Source organism: Sporolactobacillus shoreicorticis, from assembly GCF_024125445.1.
Taxonomy (GTDB): domain Bacteria; phylum Bacillota; class Bacilli; order Bacillales; family Sporolactobacillaceae; genus Sporolactobacillus; species Sporolactobacillus shoreicorticis.
Map to the genome: position 1 here is coordinate 40650 of NZ_JAMXWM010000020.1, position 18011 is coordinate 58660.

22 protein-coding genes are annotated in these 18011 nt (G+C 46.9%); 16 read left to right on the plus strand and 6 right to left on the minus strand.

Going from position 1 to position 18011, the window contains the following annotated elements; genetic code table 11:
• Positions 1-26 precede the first annotated feature (26 nt).
• Entirely contained in the window at positions 27-686 is a 660-nt protein-coding gene (locus NIE88_RS15095; protein ID WP_253063341.1) for an amino acid ABC transporter permease, read from the plus strand.
• The gene (locus NIE88_RS15100) at positions 686-1408 is read left to right on the plus strand and encodes an amino acid ABC transporter ATP-binding protein (protein WP_253063427.1); all 723 of its coding nucleotides are present in this window, start codon (positions 686-688) and stop codon (positions 1406-1408) included. The genes NIE88_RS15095 and NIE88_RS15100 overlap by 1 nt, the downstream gene beginning before the upstream one ends.
• A 131-nt stretch (positions 1409-1539) precedes the next feature.
• On the opposite strand, the gene NIE88_RS15105 is transcribed toward NIE88_RS15100, so the two are convergent.
• The 5 genes from NIE88_RS15105 to NIE88_RS15125 are packed head-to-tail and all read right to left on the minus strand — an operon-like array spanning position 1540 to position 4461.
• Positions 1540-2286, minus strand: coding sequence for an EcsC family protein (locus tag NIE88_RS15105; protein ID WP_253063343.1), 747 nt, complete (start codon positions 2284-2286; stop codon positions 1540-1542).
• A gap of 26 nt (positions 2287-2312) precedes the next feature.
• Entirely contained in the window at positions 2313-2741 is a 429-nt protein-coding gene (locus NIE88_RS15110; protein ID WP_253063345.1) for a DUF4064 domain-containing protein, read from the minus strand.
• Positions 2742-2753: 12 nt separating this feature from the next.
• Positions 2754-3440 carry a DUF1129 family protein gene (locus NIE88_RS15115; RefSeq protein WP_253063347.1) on the minus strand — a complete coding sequence of 229 codons (687 nt, stop codon included), beginning with the start codon at positions 3438-3440 and terminating at the stop codon, positions 2754-2756.
• Positions 3441-3452: 12 nt separating this feature from the next.
• A complete protein-coding gene (locus NIE88_RS15120) occupies positions 3453-4133 on the minus strand; it encodes a DUF1129 family protein (RefSeq protein ID WP_253063349.1) in 681 nt (226 codons plus the stop codon).
• A complete protein-coding gene (locus tag NIE88_RS15125) occupies positions 4099-4461 on the minus strand; it encodes a PadR family transcriptional regulator (RefSeq protein WP_253063350.1) in 363 nt (120 codons plus the stop codon). The genes NIE88_RS15120 and NIE88_RS15125 overlap by 35 nt, the downstream gene beginning before the upstream one ends.
• A gap of 761 nt (positions 4462-5222) precedes the next feature.
• Here NIE88_RS15125 and NIE88_RS15130 point away from each other — a divergent pair.
• The 4 genes from NIE88_RS15130 to NIE88_RS15145 all read left to right on the plus strand — a co-directional run bounded on the left by NIE88_RS15130 (position 5223) and on the right by NIE88_RS15145 (position 7124).
• Positions 5223-5666: a hypothetical protein gene (locus NIE88_RS15130; protein WP_253063352.1), complete on the plus strand. Its 444-nt coding sequence runs from the start codon at positions 5223-5225 to the stop codon at positions 5664-5666.
• A gap of 355 nt (positions 5667-6021) precedes the next feature.
• Positions 6022-6327: a hypothetical protein gene (locus tag NIE88_RS15135; RefSeq protein ID WP_253063354.1), complete on the plus strand. Its 306-nt coding sequence runs from the start codon at positions 6022-6024 to the stop codon at positions 6325-6327.
• Positions 6302-6766 (plus strand): hypothetical protein, encoded by a 465-nt coding sequence (locus NIE88_RS15140; RefSeq protein ID WP_253063356.1) that lies wholly within the window; start codon positions 6302-6304, stop codon positions 6764-6766. Before NIE88_RS15135 ends, NIE88_RS15140 begins: the two co-directional genes overlap by 26 nt.
• 52 nt (positions 6767-6818) lie before the next feature.
• Entirely contained in the window at positions 6819-7124 is a 306-nt protein-coding gene (locus tag NIE88_RS15145) for a hypothetical protein (RefSeq protein ID WP_253063358.1), read from the plus strand.
• Positions 7125-7154: 30 nt separating this feature from the next.
• Here NIE88_RS15145 and NIE88_RS15150 read toward each other — a convergent pair whose 3' ends face one another.
• On the minus strand, positions 7155-7526 hold the full coding sequence (locus NIE88_RS15150; RefSeq protein ID WP_253063360.1) for a ParB N-terminal domain-containing protein: 372 nt from the start codon (positions 7524-7526) through the stop codon (positions 7155-7157).
• 177 nt (positions 7527-7703) lie between these two features.
• On the opposite strand from NIE88_RS15150, the gene NIE88_RS15155 reads away from it, so the two are divergent.
• The 10 genes from NIE88_RS15155 to NIE88_RS15200 all read left to right on the plus strand — a co-directional run bounded on the left by NIE88_RS15155 (position 7704) and on the right by NIE88_RS15200 (position 17236).
• A complete protein-coding gene (locus NIE88_RS15155; protein ID WP_253063362.1) occupies positions 7704-8195 on the plus strand; it encodes a YbaK/EbsC family protein in 492 nt (163 codons plus the stop codon).
• 180 nt (positions 8196-8375) lie between these two features.
• Positions 8376-9215: a DUF4097 family beta strand repeat-containing protein gene (locus tag NIE88_RS15160; RefSeq protein ID WP_253063364.1), complete on the plus strand. Its 840-nt coding sequence runs from the start codon at positions 8376-8378 to the stop codon at positions 9213-9215.
• A gap of 144 nt (positions 9216-9359) precedes the next feature.
• On the plus strand, positions 9360-10766 hold the full coding sequence (locus NIE88_RS15165; RefSeq protein ID WP_253063366.1) for a DHA2 family efflux MFS transporter permease subunit: 1407 nt from the start codon (positions 9360-9362) through the stop codon (positions 10764-10766).
• A 280-nt stretch (positions 10767-11046) separates the two neighbouring features.
• On the plus strand, positions 11047-12255 hold the full coding sequence (locus NIE88_RS15170) for an AGE family epimerase/isomerase (RefSeq protein ID WP_253063368.1): 1209 nt from the start codon (positions 11047-11049) through the stop codon (positions 12253-12255).
• A gap of 194 nt (positions 12256-12449) precedes the next feature.
• Positions 12450-12953, plus strand: a complete 504-nt coding sequence (locus tag NIE88_RS15175; RefSeq protein ID WP_253063370.1) for an Rrf2 family transcriptional regulator — start codon at positions 12450-12452, stop codon at positions 12951-12953.
• Positions 12953-13318 (plus strand): hypothetical protein, encoded by a 366-nt coding sequence (locus NIE88_RS15180; RefSeq protein WP_253063372.1) that lies wholly within the window; start codon positions 12953-12955, stop codon positions 13316-13318. Before NIE88_RS15175 ends, NIE88_RS15180 begins: the two co-directional genes overlap by 1 nt.
• A gap of 199 nt (positions 13319-13517) precedes the next feature.
• Complete coding sequence (locus NIE88_RS15185; protein ID WP_253063374.1) at positions 13518-14348, plus strand: aldo/keto reductase; 831 nt, start codon at positions 13518-13520, stop codon at positions 14346-14348.
• Between the two features lie 133 nt (positions 14349-14481).
• Complete coding sequence (locus tag NIE88_RS15190; protein ID WP_253063376.1) at positions 14482-15918, plus strand: MDR family MFS transporter; 1437 nt, start codon at positions 14482-14484, stop codon at positions 15916-15918.
• 42 nt (positions 15919-15960) lie between these two features.
• Positions 15961-16716: a YwaF family protein gene (locus NIE88_RS15195; protein ID WP_253063378.1), complete on the plus strand. Its 756-nt coding sequence runs from the start codon at positions 15961-15963 to the stop codon at positions 16714-16716.
• Positions 16717-16852: 136 nt separating this feature from the next.
• Positions 16853-17236 carry a nuclease-related domain-containing protein gene (locus tag NIE88_RS15200; protein WP_253063380.1) on the plus strand — a complete coding sequence of 128 codons (384 nt, stop codon included), beginning with the start codon at positions 16853-16855 and terminating at the stop codon, positions 17234-17236.
• Positions 17237-18011: the final 775 nt, after the last annotated feature.

Here is an 18011-nt window from a genome sequence, read left to right on the forward strand (position 1 = left end):
CTTTTTCAAGTTAGGGGAGGATTTTGTTGGGTGTTAGCCCTTTTGCGCTGATTAAAGAATACTTGCCCTTTTTTGCGAGCGGGACATTATTTACCATTGGTTTTTCACTTGCCGGAATTGTGTTTGGGACAATCCTTGGCCTGCTCATTTGTTTTGGGAAAATGATTCATAACAAATGGTTGTCGGCCCCATTTGTCTGTTACATTACCTTTTTTCGAGGCACGCCGTTATTCGTTCAGATTTTAATCATACACTTCGGCGTTGTCCCGGCAATTTTTCATCAATCGAACGGCATTATCTCTGGAATTGTTGCCTTGTCGCTGAATGAAGCGGCCTATATCGCCGAAGTATTCCGGGCCGGTATTCAGTCCATTGATGAGGGACAGACAGAAGCTGCCCGCTCGTTGGGGATGGACAGGCTACAGGCGATGCGTTATGTGGTACTGCCGCAAGCGGTTCGCCGCGTGCTGCCGCCGATGGGCAATGAATTTATCAGCCTTATTAAGGATAGTTCTCTGCTTGCTGCGATAGCGGCACCGGAATTGACCTATTGGGCACAGGCAATGGGCGCTCAGTATGCAATCGTCTGGACACCGTATCTGGCAATTTCCCTCATCTATCTGATTCTGACTTTGGCGATGAGCTTCCTTGTTAACCGTCTGGAGAGGAGGATGGCGACAAAATGATGATTGAAGTTGAGAACTTGAAGAAATCATTTGGCGACAATGAAGTGTTAAAGAAAATTAATCTTCAGGTGGAGAAGCAAGAAGTAGTCGTTGTCATCGGTCCGTCCGGATCGGGCAAGTCGACGCTGCTTCGCTGTATTAATCTGCTGGAGACGATTACTTCTGGTCATGTATTTATTGAGGGTACGGATATTGCCGATAAAAAGGCGAACATCAATCGGATTCGTCAGGATGTCGGTATGGTATTTCAGCAATTCAATTTGTTTCCGCACATGACCGTACTTGAGAATATCATGATCGCGCCGCTCAAGGTGAAAAAGGTGAGCAGGGAGCAGGCGAAAACAAAAGCGATGGATCTGCTCGGCAAGGTCGGACTCGCGGAAAAAGCAGACGCCTATCCGGATTCATTGTCCGGCGGTCAGAAACAGCGTATTGCGATTGCCCGAGCACTCGCGATGGAGCCGAAAATGATGCTGTTTGACGAACCGACCTCGGCGCTCGATCCGGAAATGGTCGGCGAAGTGCTCGATGTGATGAAGCAGCTCGCTAAAGACGGTATGACAATGGTTGTCGTTACTCACGAAATGGGCTTCGCGCGCGAAGTCGGTGACCGTGTTATCTTCATGGACGGTGGATATATAGTGGAAGAAAATGAACCGAATCAACTGTTCGAACAGCCAAAAGAGGAGCGAACCAAGGCATTTTTAAGCAAAGTTTTATAAGAAATGGGCAAGCAGCAAATCGTAATGATTCGCTGCTTGCCTATTTCATTTATAGGATATCGCGTTTCGCAATCATCTGGGAAGAAGGGCAACCCATGAATGTCGCGATTAAAGCTTTTGATGAAGAGGCCTTAGTCTTTTTGCGATGGTGCGTCAATCCATTTGGGTTGTGCGGTCAAAAGGCGCAGCCGATAACAGTTCTTCGCCGTTTCGCCGAGCCGGTCAAGCAAATTGTAGTTGACCACTGCTCCGACTGCGGCACCGATTCCGGGCATCAGCTGAAGCATTTTGGCGAAATCGAGGTAGTCTCGATATTCCTGCTGGAATTCCTGCCAGTCCATCTCCATGAATTGCTGCTTACGCGTGTCCCAATTTTCAATAATTGCGAGTGTCTCATTCCGCACATCATCACTTGAGAAAGCAAGCTTAAACACTTGCAGAATAAAGATCCGTTCCTCATATTCCTTTGTATCGAAACCGTAAACCGATGCTGCGTCAAAAAGAAATTTCATCTTGATGGACAGAAGAAGTGGGAAGTCAGCCAGACCGAGCAAAATGCCACCGGCACCGGTTCCAGCGCCTTCCACTACAGCGGTTTTTCGATAATTGGATAGTTTTTCAGTCACCAATCGATCCTTTTCTTCCAATGACAGACCGGCAGCCTGATTCTTTTTCGTGATCCAGTGCGAACCGGTCAGCGTCGATTGAACCATACCTTTTATCGCAGCAGTAATCGTGGCTTGCACCTTTTCAGGTATATACCCATTCATTTTTGCCTGAACTTTTTTAGACATCCGATTCAGCAGACCTGAGGGCTTGAGCATCTTGCGCTTCCAAGCCATAATTTCATCATAAGCGCGCAATTCGTAATCGTTCATTGGTTTCCTCCTCAGAACATTTACGTTTACTGCGGACCAGGCGTTTCATCTGCGATGGGCTTTTTGCGCCAAGCGATCACACCGGAAATAACAAGCAGAAGTGCGGCGAACAGACCCGGATTCGGTCCGGCAAAAACTAAGTTTCCTGTAATCAGGACACCTGAGACAATCAGCAGAACCGCTGGAATAGTCGCTTTTTTCTTTTTACTGAGCAGGCACACCGCGACCAATGCAAGCGTGAAGGCCAAACCGCTGAAGGTGAGAAATGATGCACCGACGCGCTGCATCTCGGCAATTTGCTCGTTCACATGCTTCGCGGAATCTGATTCCATCATGGCTTTTTTTAACTCGCTGCTTTGTGAAGCCACCAGTGAAAAGACACCGGCGCAAGTCTGCAGTCCGGCGATCACCAATCCGATGATGCTTAATGTTCGTTCAAGTGCTCGTTTGTACATAATTTTTTCCTCCTAAAAAATGTTGAGCTTTTTGTTTGCCAAGAAGCATCCGATACGCAAAAGTGCGCCGCTTGCCAGCGACGGAAGCCAGCCGAATGCAAAGGAAGGTCCGAAGTTGGACACAAGATGAAAAAAGATAAGAATAAATCCGGGAGCCGATCCCAGCACGCCGACAATCCCCGCGAGAATCATCTGCTTCAAAAGTGCTCTTTTTTTATTAAAAAGTGAGCGTTCCACGCAACGGAAGACGAACCAGATCATAAGAAGGGCAAAAATGAGCCAGTAAAGCGTTTCAATCACTACGGTGCCCAAGTACACACGGGTGTCCAATACGGTAAAAAGTCCGGTGATGAGGGAGAAAAGTCCACGACCGATCAGTGACCACGAAATGAAGATTCCGGCCAAGATGCCGAAAAACGGCAGTCTTGTTCGGAACGTCTCTTTCGGTAGTTCGCTGATTAATTCGTCCGCGTAGCCCTTAGGGTTTTTGCCGAAGATGTCGGCCGCGGTTTTTCCATCCTGCTGTCCCTCGATTAAATGGTCGAGAAGCTCCATTAGAATCTCTTCACTCTCTTGCGCGGAAACCTTGGATTTTATTCGGATATAGACGAGCATATCATCATAGTATTTTTCATTTTCCTTAGTCAGCAGCTTGCGCTTTTCGTTGTTATCCGCGACTAATTGCTTCGAGCCAATCAATTTTGCGCCTCCTCAAAGAATGTTAAATTGCTTCTTTGCCCAGAAATTAATCAGCCACAGGATGACACCACTCGCAAGCGACGGTAGCCAACCGAAAGCGAAAGAGGGGCCGAAATTCGGAACTAAAAACGTCATCACGAAGCCCGATCCGGTGACCAATGAGCCGGCTAATCCGGCTTTCAAGGCATTCTTCCAATTGCTTGAGTTTTGTTTAAAAATAGATTTTTCGATGATATGAAGAATGAACCAAATGAGAAGGGCAATGGCGAGCAGCCAATAGAGCGTAACAAGTGTGGACTTGAAGATGAAGATTGACGTGTCCACCGGCCTGAAGAAACCGACAATCAACAATACGATCCCACGAACGCCCACAAAGATTGAGATGAGGTTGACAATGAGGTAACTGAAAAACAGCAGTCTCATTTTCCAAGTTTCCCTGGGCAGCTCGCCGAGCAGTTCATCTGCGTAACCCTTTGGATCATCACCGAAGATATCGGCCGCTGTTTTGCCGTCGTGCTGTCCTTCAATCAGATGATCGAGCAGTTCCATCAGAATTTCTTCGCTCTGCTGTTCAGATGCTTTCCAATTCAACCGGATATAGATAAGCATATCATCATAGTATTTTTCATTTTCTTTAGTCAGCAGCTTGCGCTTTTTGTTATTTTCCGCGATTAATTGCTTCGAACGAATCATCTGCCTGCCTCCTTCGCATTAATGCTGTCACAGGACCGGCGATATGCGCCCATTCCTGCGCCAGTTCGTTCAGCGCCGCGCATCCCTCGTCCGTCAGCGAGTAATACTTGCGGTTCGGTCCCGATTCGGACGGACGCATTTCTCCGCGAATGTACCCATTTTTCTGCAGCCGCAGCAGTACCGGATAGATCGTTCCCTCACTGACGTCACCCAGGCCGGCATCCTGCAACTTTTTCGACAGCTCATAGCCATAAACGTTTTCCTTCTCAATGATGGAGAGCACACACCCATCAAGCACACCTTTCAGAAGCTGACTCCGAACAGACATAGCTGCTCCTTTCTTTAAATGGTATATTGCAAAACAAGATACCAGGTTAAAAAATCAGCTATTTGGCATTACCAAGTAGCTGATTAAATTATAAAGAAGCGGAGGAGAGATGTCAACACATGCATGAAAGCCCCGGGTTCAATGCACGAAAAATAGAAATCAATGCATAAATGTGCTCCGGAACCGACTCTATACACAAAAATCAATACACGAAAGGAGTGTACAAGCCGTTTTTGTTCAATACTGATTGGGTTGGTGATAAATTGTATGGCGATGGCTGCCCGTATGGCGTCGATTCGTGTTTTTGAGCAGAGTGGCTGCCTGCATTCGAGCTTCTATGTACGCCCAGCGTCGGAACTCACGGTTCGTTATGATGGGTGACGTAGCAAGAAGTAGTCCTCAAGCAGCATGGTGCGCTGTTTTTGAATAATTAGCAGTGGCAGCAATTGGCGTTTCAACGCGTGCAATGAGCGGAGGATACAGGACATCGTTCTCTGTTTTTTGATCAATGAGCCCTCTACCTTTCTTTGGATAAAAATAAGATAATAAATTTTCTTGAAAAAGACGAAATAGAAAAACAGCAAAAATGAAGCAACAGCGCATAATCAAAGGCAAATCATGTCAATCATCTACGTAAGCGCCCACATCACTAAAAGCCGGCAATTTTTCATTTAGCCGAACCGCAGCTGTGGGCACCTGCCCACCCCGATGCAAATGCCCGGCATATAGTATTACAAACAAGATAGGCAGGTGTTTATAAAATGTATTACGATCAGAACGGAGAATACCCGTACGGCTACGAATCATACGAATATGAGCCGTACAGTTATGTGACCGAATATGATGATGATTACGATGAACGCGAACAGCCACAGACATTTCTCGTCCCGCCAAACGCGATTCAGCAGGAACTCAATCGCGGCAGACGCGGTCATTTTTATCAAACCCGGCTTGCAAGCTACAATCGGATGATGCTGATTCAGCTGCTCGGCATCAATCATAATACCGGCATGGTCAGCATGAACGTCTATTTGCCGCAGCAGCGGCGCTGGGTACAGCATCAAGAACACTACACAGATATGTCTGGACTTACTTATCTCGGATCGAACCCGCCACGGGGTGTACCCTATCCGCAGCCACAGCCGCCGCGCCCGCCGAGGCCCTGGTGGTGCTCGCAATTTCCGTGGCATCCGGCATGCCGATAAAAAATAACGGTACAAAAGAGATGGCCCACGATCCGGTGCCATCTTTTTCTTATAATCTGATACAATACAAGTGAAGAAAAACGAGAGAGGCGTGAGCATGTCTTTAATTCTTGTCTTTTTAAGCTAATTTTATTTTTTCTGTCTGTTGCTGGACGATATTCATATCGCTCCGTACGAACGACAGTGCGCCAAATGGCTTCGCTGGAATTAAGCGCATGGAAAAAAACGAAGCCGCATATACATAGAGACCGCGATCGCATACTTAATCTGGATTGGCGCGATCAGCTTACCATTCAGCCTTGACCATGTATGGATCACAGTGAGTGCGTTGATCTTTTTTACGATCGTTGCCTTAATGAATGTTAAATGCGTAGCATGGGCGGCCAATCCGAACATTACATGGGAGGACTGCCATACTCGAACCCGGTCGCTGCTTCGAATCATAAGAGCTGCTGCCGGAATCTGTATGCTGCTCGCTTTCATTATGATCTTTTATTTAGCGACGATGGATGTGACCAAGATTGACCGGATGCTGGCTAATCGTGATGCGCTTATGGATTTTCCGCTTAATCAGTACATCATTATGTGGGTATTGATCTGTCTCGCCTTTTCATCGCTTGGTTTCAATCATCGTCATGAGAGGCGATCGTTATTTAGGTAAAAAAGAAGAAGTGAAAGCCGTCAATCAGCTCGTTGCCCACTACACTAAAAAAATCGAGATCCTGACGAGCGATTATTTACTTCCGTTGATGGAACGCACCGAAGCACTCCTTCACGTGCCAAAGCCGGAAAGCATTTTAAAAAAAGGAAAAATTTTTCAGCTCGCCAAGTTGCTCGTTGCTGCCGTCATGCTAAGCTGCGGATTGTTTGGCGGAATCCTATTTTCTGATGACCTAGGCAGCATACTTGAGCTGCTGGACATCGCTTTGACATGCGTTTTAATTTTATGGATTTTAGAGGAATGGATGTATTGCTTTGCAGATCAGAATCGTCGTCGCCTGATCAGACAACTTAATCCGGAAAGGAATGATAAGGTTCCACTTTCAGGAAAATATTGGCAATATACGTTTGTAAAGTGGGTCAGCAAATTGGAGAGATGAGCGGAATGTTTTTTATATAGTACTCACAGTATTCAGCGAGGGCCTTCTTGGTATGCTGCTCGGTATCATTAAATTTCGCAGAAGTATGTTTGACAGTTATTTTACGACGCTGATTATGAATGAAAAGACCATCAAGATGCTGAAAACAAATGATCAGGTAAGCAATAAAATGATCGAACACATCTCGTATCTCATTTTTGTGCAGGGAAGCATCATCAGCATACTGATGGCCGGGTATCTTAGCGTCTCAGGCAGCGATATGGGGCTGGGCTCGTTACTAGCGATTGCCGGAGTTCGGCTTGTATTCGGCTATTGGATCACACAGATGCTTAAAAAAGACACGCCGGCCGTTAAGTAAAAAAGCGAGCGTCCGGGCGCTCGCTTTACGTTAGACTTCTTTATATATTTCGACTTCCTTGATCTCGGGGATCAGGCTGTATGCGGTCAGCCGATGCTGACCATCATACAAGCTTAAGTCTCTGTTGACCATCATCGGTGGCAATATTCCGCCTTCCTGTAGATAATCAACCATCTGTTTGACATTATCGGTGTGATAGTCATCGTAGTTTTCCGGGTCGTTTGCCCATTCTTTATAGGTCACCAGATTCTTTCCATTGTTGCTGAATGAGCAAGGTACATCGTACAGTTTTTCCTTCTCGATTGTGATCCGTTTGAATTGATGATCTTCTGTGCCAAATGCATCATGTTGAAGATCGCTGTAGCGACCGCAAATTTCTTTTCCAGTTAATAATTCTGCCATGCGCAACCCCTTCTTTATGATTTTCCCGCAAGCATTCGCGCGCTCACAAATGATAGTAGTTTAAATTTATAATAGATCCGTAGATTTTGCAAAGTATAAATTATTCCATGCATGGATTGACAGAACACTTTTTTTTGCTAAACTTGACGATAATGCAAGAGGGACGGAGGCGTTAGGATGTCTGTAGAAAAAGTGAAGGCCTATTTTCGGTCGGTCGGCCGTGAAAAGGATGTTATTGAATTGAAGCTCTCCAGTGCGACGGTGCAGCTCGCGGCGGAGCATTTGCATGTTGAACCGGAACGCATCGCGAAAACACTTGCTTTTCGCGGTGAAAATAAGGAAGGTGCGATGCTGGTTGTCATGGCGGGCGATGCGAAGATAGACAATAAAAAATTTCGTCATGAATTCGGCTTCAAAGCACATATGCTCTCACCCGAAGAAACGCTGGAGCTCGTCGGTCACGCAGTTGGCGGCGTTTGTCCGTTTGCCTTGACTCACGATTGGCCTGTATATATGGATGAGTCATTGAAACGTTTTGAAACCGTGTTCCCGGCGTGCGGCAGCAGTAATTCCGCCATCGAACTGACCATTGATGACTTGTACAGTTTCGGCAACGGCAAATCGTGGGTCGATGCATGCAGAGGCTGGCAGGATGAACCGCAGGCCTGAATAGTTAGCACTTAAGACGTAGACACTTATAGAGCGCCGGACGGTTCCTAAACCGCCGGTGTTTTTTTATACTATAAGAAAGTTAAAAATTTCATGGATTATAGTATACACGCAGCTAAAAACTCGACTTAGGTAAGGACAAGTTTTTACAAAAAGAAAACATAAAAGGAGTTGATTTTTGTGAAACGGTTTGCGATTGTATTAGGCGTTGTCGTAGCCACGTATTTAATTTTTTTCAATCCGATTCATTTACAGGGTCTGCCCTTCGGCAAGCAGCGTGACTCAGTGACTCTGACGGATCAAGTGAATCAGATTCAAGTAAAAACGGGGAGCATTCAGGCAGAAGTTGTGTCTGATGAAGGAAATCAAGTGCATGCAAAGCTGAGCGGCCAAGGGAGTGTCTCGGTTCAACGATCGGGAGATACGGTTCAGGTGAAAACGCACCGGCAATTTACCTTTTTCTCATGGTGGAACCGGTCGAAGGTAACGATTACGATCCCGCGTTCCTATGCGCAAACGCTCAGTTTGGATGTCGGCTCCGGAACGTTAAAATTTGATGATGAGGCAGCTTATCGAAAATTAGCAGTGAATATATCATCGGGATCTGCGGATCTGCGCGGGATTTCCGTCAATTCCGCTCAGGTGGACGTCCATTCGGGCCATTTGCGAATGGATCAGTTACACGCACGGTCGGCAAAGCTTGATATACGTTCCGGCAATCTGAATGTTACCCGTTTCTCCGGAGCATTCCATGCGCAGGTGCGTTCCGGGAATTTGACGATGGGGGTCGCCAAATTGAGCGGACCGGTCAAAATTACGGTTAATTCAGGTCTGGCAAAGGTTGATCTCCCGAATGACGCCGATTTCAGTTTCAATGGAAAAACTAACAGCGGGATCATTCGCTGCACCTTGCCGCTGAAAGAAAAGCAGTCCGGAGACAAAATAATCAGCGGTGTCCATGGCTCCGGAACGTATACGTTTGATGCGACGGTAAACAGTGGTGTGTTGCGCATTTATTAAAAGCAGTCGAATTTTACCCGACCGCATTATAATGCTTACACGAATAAATTTTTCATGGTATGATGAATAAGTTGCCCGATGCTGATGTTCGGTGAACCATAATCAGCATTGTCAATCATGAATGGTTTAGAAAGAAGTGTTGGCATGAGTATAATGGAAGAAAACAGAATTCAGGTCCACCGAAATCTCAATGTAGTACCGATTGTTCTTGTTTTGGTTTTCGGCGGATTTATAACGATTTTGAATCAGACACTGCTGGTTACTGCGCTGCCAAGCATTATGCATGATCTGAGATTGACTTCGGTTATGGTACAGTGGATTCAGACAGTGTTTTTGCTTGTCAATGGGATTATGATTCCAATTACGGCCTTTCTTGAGGGAAGGTTTACCACGCGCGCGCTGTTTTTATCGGCGATGGGATCATTTACAGTTGGCACGCTTGTATGTCTTGTCTCGAACAATTTTGTTTTTCTGATTATCGGCCGCATCATTCAGGCGATGGGCGCCGGAATTATGATGCCACTAATGATGACGATTATGTTTATTATTTTTCCGATTGAGAAACGCGGCTCGGTTATGGGGATATTCGGGCTTGTGATCGGTTTTGCTCCAGCCATCGGACCAACCTTGTCCGGTTGGCTGATTAATCATTATTCATGGCGCATTTTGTTTTATGTCGTGCTTCCGGTAGCGCTGCTTGATTTTATTCTCGCTTTTTTTATTTTGAAAAATGTGACCAAGCGAACGTATCCGAAGCTGGATATATCCTCGATTGTCCTTTCCACGCTCGGCTTCGGTGGCCTGCTGTACGGATCAAGTATTGCAGGAAGTCGTGGCTGGGGTGATCCGGAGGTACTGCTGACGCTTGCACTTGGTGCCGTAGCACTCACCTTGTTCATTCTCAGACAGCTTCGGCTTGAGCAGCCAATACTGGAATTCAAGGTGTTCCGCTATCCGGTCTTCGCATTGACAACGGCAATCGGAATGCTCTGTTTCACGGCGTTTATTGCCGGGGCAACCATGCTGCCGATTTACATGCAGACAATGCTCGGTTTCTCACCGCTCAAATCCGGGCTGATGCTTCTTCCCGGAGCAATTGTGATGGGCGTGATGTCGCCGATTACCGGACGCATTTTCGATAAAATCGGCGCACGCGGCTTGTCAATCACCGGTCTCACGATTCTGCTTGTGATGACCCTGCTGCTGTGTCGCTTGGATGCGTCAACATCGTTTGTCTATTTGGCGCTTGTCAATGCGGTGCGCATGTTCGGTCTGTCAATGGTTCTGATGCCAACAACGACGGCCGGCCTGAATCAGCTGCCGCATCACATGATTCCGCATGGCACAGCCATGAACAATACCATGCGTCAGGTTGCTGGCTCGATCGGAACGGCGCTCCTGTTCACCGTCATGGCCTCGACTGCGCTCAACCCTCAGAAATATGGGGTCGACGGGTTGATCCGCGGTGTCAATGCAGCGTTCTTCGTCGCTTCGCTGATTATTTTAGCGGCATTGATTCTCGCATTTTTTGTGAAAAAACCAAGCCGCTAATAAAAAAAAATCCTCCCCACACCTAAAAATAGTGCGCGGAGGATTTTTTTGCTGCTCTTTAATCCCTGATGTGACTTTTGGTTTTCGTGCATTGATCCTTGATTTTCATGTATAAGCGCGTGGATTTGATGTATAGAGTTGGTTCAGGCTCCCGTTCATGCATTGATCGCTAGTTCTGTTCATCGACTCGATTGTAATCGTTCGGCCGCTGCTGCCTTTTTTCATAGCCAGCTGTCACGCAGCATACATCTAGTATGAGAATCTGCGGGGAGGGTGCACCATGCGTGATGAAATGATTGACGGCGGCCGAGCATTTTTTGATCCGAATTGGCTACGCGAGCAAATTTTTGAGACAATCAATTTTTATGATCCGCAGTGTATTGATCGTATAAATGGCGGCTATTATCATTGCTACCTTGACGATGGTACAATTTGCGATTGTGAAACCAAGTCGCTCGTCGGCATTGCGCGATTCATCTATATATTCAGCATTGGGTTCCTGATCGGAGGTTCGCAGCGCTGGAAAGCCATGGCGGAACACGGCTTGTGTTTTCTTGAAGAAGTCATGCACGATCATGAATACGGCGGCTACTATTGGCAGGCAGAAAAGCGGGAGGTAACCGATGCGGGGAAGTACATGTATGGCCAGGCTTTCGTACTGCTCGCACTGGCAACTGCAGACAAGGCGGGAATCGGAAACACACGTCCGTTGCTCGATGCACAGATGCAAATTTTAGAAGATCATTTTTGGGATGACGAGCATCAGCTCTATCTCGATGCAAAGAATCGTGACTGGAGTATGACCGATCCGTATCGCGGGCAAAACGCAAATATGCACACCTGTGAGGCGATGATCGCTGCTTTTGAGGCGACCAGCGAACAGGCTTGCCTGCATCGCGCTATGGTACTCGCGTATTCCGTGACCGTTACACTCGCGGATCAAACGGGCGGACTTGTTTGGGAGCAGTACGATATGCAGTGGCAACCGGATTGGGAGCAGCATGCCGAATATAAAAACAATGAATTTCGGTTGTATGGATTTGTTCTCGGTCATTCGATTGAATGGAGCAAGCTCTTAATGAAGCTGCACGACTATACGCACGAACCATGGCTTGTTAATCGGGCTGTTTTTCTCTACCGAACTGCCTGGAAGGCCGCAGCGGATCCTCTGTATGGGGGGCTTTATTTTTCGATGGCGCCGGATGGACGGATTCTTGATCCTTATAAATATTATTGGGTTATGGCCGAAACACTTGGCGCTTCCGCATGTCTTACCGCTGCGGCACCGGATACAGACTTTTATCTGAACCGTTATCGTCAGCTTTTCGCTTATTGCTGGGCTCATTTCATTGATCACCGTTACGGCGCGTGGTATCCGAAACTCGGACGCGCGAATCTTCGTATCATTTATGAAAAAAGTCCGCTTACAAAAACAGACTATCATCCGATCACCAATTATTATGAAGCGATGCATGTGTTCAAAAAATAGGGATCGGAGCCCAACTGACGAGCACCAGCTCTGTTTCTGCAGAATTCGGCGATGCACCAGCCTTGAGATGATTGAGAAAATCGATGAATTCTGATGTAAAATGCTGGCAACAACACTTTTTACGTAGGAATCAATTGATTTTAGAAACTGTATCTATTATAATTACACTAATCTCCGAAAAGGGGAATCATAGAATGAACAGTCAGTTTACTATTGCGGTTCATTGCCTGATTGTGCTCGCCAAGACGCCGGATCATGTTTGGAACAGCGATTCGCTGTCGCAGAAGGTGCATACGCATCCGGCCCGAATTCGCAAGATTATGAGTATGCTTCGTAAGAATGGACTCGTCGAAACAAAGGAAGGTATCGGCGGCGGTTATCGGATCGGCTGCGATCCTAGCGAATGCACACTGGCACGGATCTATCAATCTATTTCTTGCGATCCCTTGAAGCTCAGCTGGTGTTCCGGCGGTTGCGAGCAGGACCCTGAATTCGACCGTATCCGCTCTGTGATGGATTTTGCGTTTACAGGAGCAGAGCGCGGTCTCGAAGAATATCTTGAACATTGGTCGATTGATTCGCTGATCAAGCGAACGGGATCATCGGCTGAACAGTTTCCGGAGCACGATACGCTGCTTGCTGCACGAATCAAAGGAAAAATGAAAAAACATATAAAAAAGATCGGTGGTGAAGGTTGATGCAACATGAATCCAAATGGAAAAAAGGCGATTGGGTAAAAGGCAGAACGGTAAATGGCGAGCTCATGCATGGGTTTGTCGTTGACTACAACCATGAGGAAGGGACCGTCAAGATCCACGTTGTTGCCTGCGACCGTGATACAACGGTCGGTCGAGTGATTGAAACACTCGGTTACCTGATCAAGCCGTTCCCGGTTACGCCGCTGAACGGCCAGGAACTGCGCAGCATGACCGATCTCGCACTCATCACATCTGATCGCGACTGGTTCATGGATCTGTCCGGGCAATTATCTGCACGCACCGGCAGAACAGTCGGAGACAGCCAAGCGCAAGCCGGATCTTGGTACTGGTCGGCCCAACACTGAATAACGAAAAGAAAAGAGGTGCCTGCGGGTACCTTTTTTCTTTAGGTGCACCCGGATAAGTGAAGATTCATGAATACGAGGCCTTTTTCCTGGAATTGTGTCGAATTTTTCTCGAAATTAGTACAGAATATAATGAGCAAATTTATTTTCTCCAATTTGAATCTATGAGAAAATAAATATGATAAGGAGGGCGGATGAAATGATTCAGTCATTGAATGATACGATTAAACTTAACAATGGACTGGTTATGCCGAGCTTCGGGCTTGGTGTCTGGAAGGTGAAGGACGGCGAGGAGGTCATCCATTCGGTTCGATCGGCACTGAAGGCCGGTTACACAATGATCGACACGGCTGCGATTTATCGCAATGAAGCCGGTGTCGGCGAAGCGCTGCGCCAATCAGGGATGAAACGGGACGACGTGTTCATTACAACAAAGGTGTGGAATGCCGATCAGGGCTATGATTCGACGCTGGCGGCTTTTGATACAAGTATGAAGAAGCTGGGCATTGAGACGGTCGATCTGTATCTGATCCATTGGCCGGTTGCCGGAAAGTACAAGGAAACATGGAAGGCCATGGAAAAACTGTATAAAGACGGCCGGGCACGTGCGATCGGTGTCTGCAACTTCCATGAGCATCACCTTGAGGATTTGCTGCAGGATGCGGCGATCATGCCGGCTGTCGATCAGATCGAACTGCACCCACTCCTGTCTCAGGTGCCGCTGCGTAACTACTGCTACAAACAGGGCATCGCTGTCGAAGCCTACTCGCCACTTGGGAGCGGCGGGCTGATCAATCATCCGACCCTCAAAGCGATCGGAGAAAAATATGGCAAAACAGCTGCTCAAGTCATGCTGCGCTGGGATGTCGAAAATGAAATTATTACCATCCCGCGCTCGACTCAGAAAGCGCATATCGTCAGCAATGCCGACATTTTTGACTTTGAACTGTCTTCGGAAGACATTGATAAAATCGACGCATTAAACGAGGATAAACGCTTTGGATCAGATCCTGACAACTTTAACTTTTAATCAAACGCAGTTAAAGTAATAAATAGGAAAGAGCCTGGCAAAAGTACAGACATTTTGTCAGACTCTTTTTCTGACCAAAAATGTTTCTTCTATAAGTTAATCATAGAAAATAAAGACAGGGAGTTCTTCATTGATGACAACACTCGCAAAAACAAAGCAAGAGATCAAGCGCGGTCCGATTACCGTTGCTCTAATCATCGGTGCATTTGTCGCGATCCTGAATGAGACACTGCTCAACATTGCACTCTCCGACCTGATTGGCTATTTTCATGTCACCGCGACAACAGTCCAGTGGCTGACCACGGCTTATTTGCTCGTGATCGGTGTCTTAATGCCGGTAACGGCACTTCTAACCGGCTGGTTCACAACACGGCAAATGTTTCTTGGCGCGATGACCATTTTCCTTATTGGTACCGTCATTTGCGGATTTGCACCGACCTTTTCCTTTTTACTTGTCGGGCGCGTCATTCAGGCGGCCGGCTCCGGACTTATTCTTCCGGTCATGATGAACACAATCCTGTTCATCTATCCGCCGGATAAACGTGGCGGCGCTATGGGGCTGATCGGACTCGTGATCATGTTCGCGCCGGCGCTTGGGCCAACTTTGTCCGGGCTAATCATTGCCTCGCTTTCCTGGCGATGGCTCTTCTATCTCGTTCTGCCACTCGCGGTGTTCTCGATTCTGTTTGCGGCGCGCTATCTTACCGATGTGTCCCAGGTGACGAAGCCTAAGGTAGATGTCGTTTCTGTGATTCTGTCCACGCTCGGATTCGGCGGACTCGTGTACGGCATGGGTTCCGGAGCGGAAGGCGGCTGGCTCAGCATTGTCTTGTTGGTTGTCGGGGTGGCGAGCTTAATTTTGTTCGTTTGGCGCCAACTCGCGATCACAAATCCGATTCTCGATTTTCGCGCCTTTAAATATCCGATGTATACACTTGCAACCATCATCCTGATCTTGGTTATGGTGACGCTGTTCGCGACGATGATTCTGTTGCCGCTCTATCTGCAACAGGCGCTGCTCTTGTCATCGTTCTCCGCCGGACTTGTGCTCCTGCCAGGTGGGCTGATTAATGGTATGCTGTCGCCAGTGATGGGTAAGCTGTTCGATAAATTTGGCCCGCGCTGGCTTGTCACCCCCGGACTGCTGATTATGTGCATCGTCATCTGGCTCTTCAGCAGACTTACGGTTTCCGAAAGTATGCTGTATGTGATCATTTTGTATGCTGCATTGCTGATTGGCATGTCGATGGTCATGATGCCGGTAACGACAACCGGTATGAATCAGCTTCCGAAGCAGATGTATCCGCACGGCACGGCGATCATGAACACCTTGCAGCAGGTTGCCGGCGGTATCGGAACCGCACTGTTTATCGGTATTATGGTGTCCGGCCAGCAGGCATATCTCAGCCGATCTGCAAATCCCGAGGCGCCCGCTCAAATGTTGCAGGGGCTTGTTGCCGGAATGAGCCGTGCCTTTTTCATCGCGCTTGTAGTCGGCGTGATTTCATTGCTACTTTCACTCTTTCTGAAGCGCACCGTCGCACCGAAGGAAGATCATGCTGAAGGGTAAAATAGCGGCTTTTGCGGCATAATGCTTTTGAGGTGAAAAAAATTGTCTGAATATCTTTATCCGCAAATCGCCGGCTTTACACTCTTTTCGGTCGAGCATATAAGTACATTATTGGTCATCATGACGTTAGGGGTCTGCCTGTTTCTGTTCAGGCAGACCCTTTTCATAAAAAAAGAAACTAAAAAATTTCGTAGAAAAAGAGCTAAAATAGCGCCGGAGCCGAGGAATCTTACACGCTATGTTCTCGCGGCAGTTTTGCTGATTGGCGAAGCAGGTTATCAAATCGGCACGCTGATTGCGGGCGATTGGTCGGCGCGGGCATCGCTTCCGCTTGAAGTCAGCGATGTTTCGGCGTTGCTTGCGGCGCTGATGCTGCTGACTCGGAGCAGGCGGTTATTCGCTATTTTGTATTTTGTCGGGATTGGTAGCGCGGTGCAGGCGCTTGTGACGCCTGATCTGAGTGTGTCATTCCCGCATTGGCATTATGTTCAATTTTTCGCGACGCATGGGGCGACGGTGCTCGCCTGCCTATATATGATAGCGGTTGAACGCACCCGTCCAGCGTACCACTCGCTGTGGTGGTCGGCGCTGTGGCTGAATGGATACACGGCAATTATGTTCTGCGTGAACCGTTTTCTCGATGCGAACTATCTGTATTTAATGAAGAAGCCTAGGGTCTCGGTGCTGAATTGGCTCGGTCCATGGCCGCGATACCTGCTCTGGGTCGAGGTGCTGATGCTGATCGAATTTCATTTGCTCTATTGGTTTGTTCGCAGGAGGAAAAGTTGGAAGAAATAGAGGAAAACTGTGCTGGCATTTATAAAACTTTATAAAGAGGAAAAATAAGGTTTATTGTCGAAAGTACAATCTATCAACTACTAGGGATGGTGTCTATTAATCATAAAAAAATTATATGTCCCTTGGCGAGTGATTGTTGACCAAGAGTGGTCATTCGGCATGTGCGTCGGCGGAAGAAGACGTCTCGAATCGCGCTGCCGGGTGGATCGGCGAGCAAAATCTCGCTTACTTTCTCGAATGCTTTTTAAACACTTCTTTTTGCATTTTCTATGGACTTCAACTGGACAACTGTCAAATCGACGTTTTGATCCTCGCTCCAACGTTCATTTCAATAATTGAGGTGAAAAGTTATTCCGGATTCATTACGTTTACAAACGAAAACGGTCAGATTATTCGCTCTCTAGGCAAACGACGCGACGGATTTTCCAAACCCTTGTTGCAGGTCGACCGCCAGCCACCGCGAATTGCTTCGACGATGGTTTGCCTTGATCGGGCTGCCGCCGATACTGATCGAAGCTGATGTTGTGATCGCCAATTCAAACACCATAGTTGAAAATCCTACACGTTCGCGCCGCGTTCAGAATCACGTATTCCATGCTGAACAGGCACCGCTCAAAATTTAAGCAATGCTTGAAAAACACAGCCGTGACTGCGATTATTCTCCGCTCATGAAGCAAATTGATGATCAACTTCTACCCGCGCACGCCGACTTGTTTTCCAATACCCTGAAAAGATTCAACATTCAACTATCCGAGTTGCTGCGGATCCAATGGGTCCTCACTACTTCTTATTAATGGGACAAACCATGGCCAAAAAACAATGTCTAGCGTTTTTGCAGGTGGATAACCGTAAGTTAATGACCGATTTACTAAATCGAATGAACCTGTGAAGATCAGGTTCAGGTCAAGGCAACAGCCTTTATTACTATGAATCATCATCTCTTGAAACTCTCAACAATCACTTTAATGATAAATTAAAAGAGTATAAAAGGAATCGGATCTATAATAGAAAAAGTTAACGAAAATTGTAACAAACCTCCGAGTTATAACTAAATCCCTGAAAGATCGTAACAAAAGCAGAGTAGTAACCAATTCCCGAAAGTTGTAACAAAAAACCGAAATTGTAACGCCTCCCGAAAACTGTAACTAAATTCATCAAAATCAAATCCTTATTGTACGGAATCATATAAGTAATGAAGGAATTTCCATAAAGAAAATTTCCAAATTCTTTAAAATAGTTGTGAATAAAAATAAATAATTCACAATATCAGATAAACACGTCGCTCAGAACATCAC

Bases quoted from the DNA above. Each gene is read 5' to 3' on its own strand.
- NIE88_RS15100 (WP_253063427.1), top strand. From the start codon at position 686: ATGATTGAAGTTGAGAACTTGAAGAAATCATTTGGCGACAATGAAGTG.
- NIE88_RS15105 (WP_253063343.1), bottom strand. From the start codon at position 2,286: ATGAACGATTACGAATTGCGCGCTTATGATGAAATTATGGCTTGGAAG.
- NIE88_RS15110 (WP_253063345.1), bottom strand. From the start codon at position 2,741: ATGTACAAACGAGCACTTGAACGAACATTAAGCATCATCGGATTGGTG.
- NIE88_RS15120 (WP_253063349.1), bottom strand. From the start codon at position 4,133: ATGATTCGTTCGAAGCAATTAATCGCGGAAAATAACAAAAAGCGCAAG.
- NIE88_RS15125 (WP_253063350.1), bottom strand. From the start codon at position 4,461: ATGTCTGTTCGGAGTCAGCTTCTGAAAGGTGTGCTTGATGGGTGTGTG.
- NIE88_RS15130 (WP_253063352.1), top strand. From the start codon at position 5,223: ATGTATTACGATCAGAACGGAGAATACCCGTACGGCTACGAATCATAC.
- NIE88_RS15135 (WP_253063354.1), top strand. From the start codon at position 6,022: ATGAATGTTAAATGCGTAGCATGGGCGGCCAATCCGAACATTACATGG.
- NIE88_RS15140 (WP_253063356.1), top strand. From the start codon at position 6,302: ATGAGAGGCGATCGTTATTTAGGTAAAAAAGAAGAAGTGAAAGCCGTC.
- NIE88_RS15145 (WP_253063358.1), top strand. From the start codon at position 6,819: ATGCTGCTCGGTATCATTAAATTTCGCAGAAGTATGTTTGACAGTTAT.
- NIE88_RS15150 (WP_253063360.1), bottom strand. From the start codon at position 7,526: ATGGCAGAATTATTAACTGGAAAAGAAATTTGCGGTCGCTACAGCGAT.
- NIE88_RS15155 (WP_253063362.1), top strand. From the start codon at position 7,704: ATGTCTGTAGAAAAAGTGAAGGCCTATTTTCGGTCGGTCGGCCGTGAA.
- NIE88_RS15165 (WP_253063366.1), top strand. From the start codon at position 9,360: ATGAGTATAATGGAAGAAAACAGAATTCAGGTCCACCGAAATCTCAAT.
- NIE88_RS15170 (WP_253063368.1), top strand. From the start codon at position 11,047: ATGCGTGATGAAATGATTGACGGCGGCCGAGCATTTTTTGATCCGAAT.
- NIE88_RS15175 (WP_253063370.1), top strand. From the start codon at position 12,450: ATGAACAGTCAGTTTACTATTGCGGTTCATTGCCTGATTGTGCTCGCC.
- NIE88_RS15180 (WP_253063372.1), top strand. From the start codon at position 12,953: ATGCAACATGAATCCAAATGGAAAAAAGGCGATTGGGTAAAAGGCAGA.
- NIE88_RS15185 (WP_253063374.1), top strand. From the start codon at position 13,518: ATGATTCAGTCATTGAATGATACGATTAAACTTAACAATGGACTGGTT.
- NIE88_RS15190 (WP_253063376.1), top strand. From the start codon at position 14,482: ATGACAACACTCGCAAAAACAAAGCAAGAGATCAAGCGCGGTCCGATT.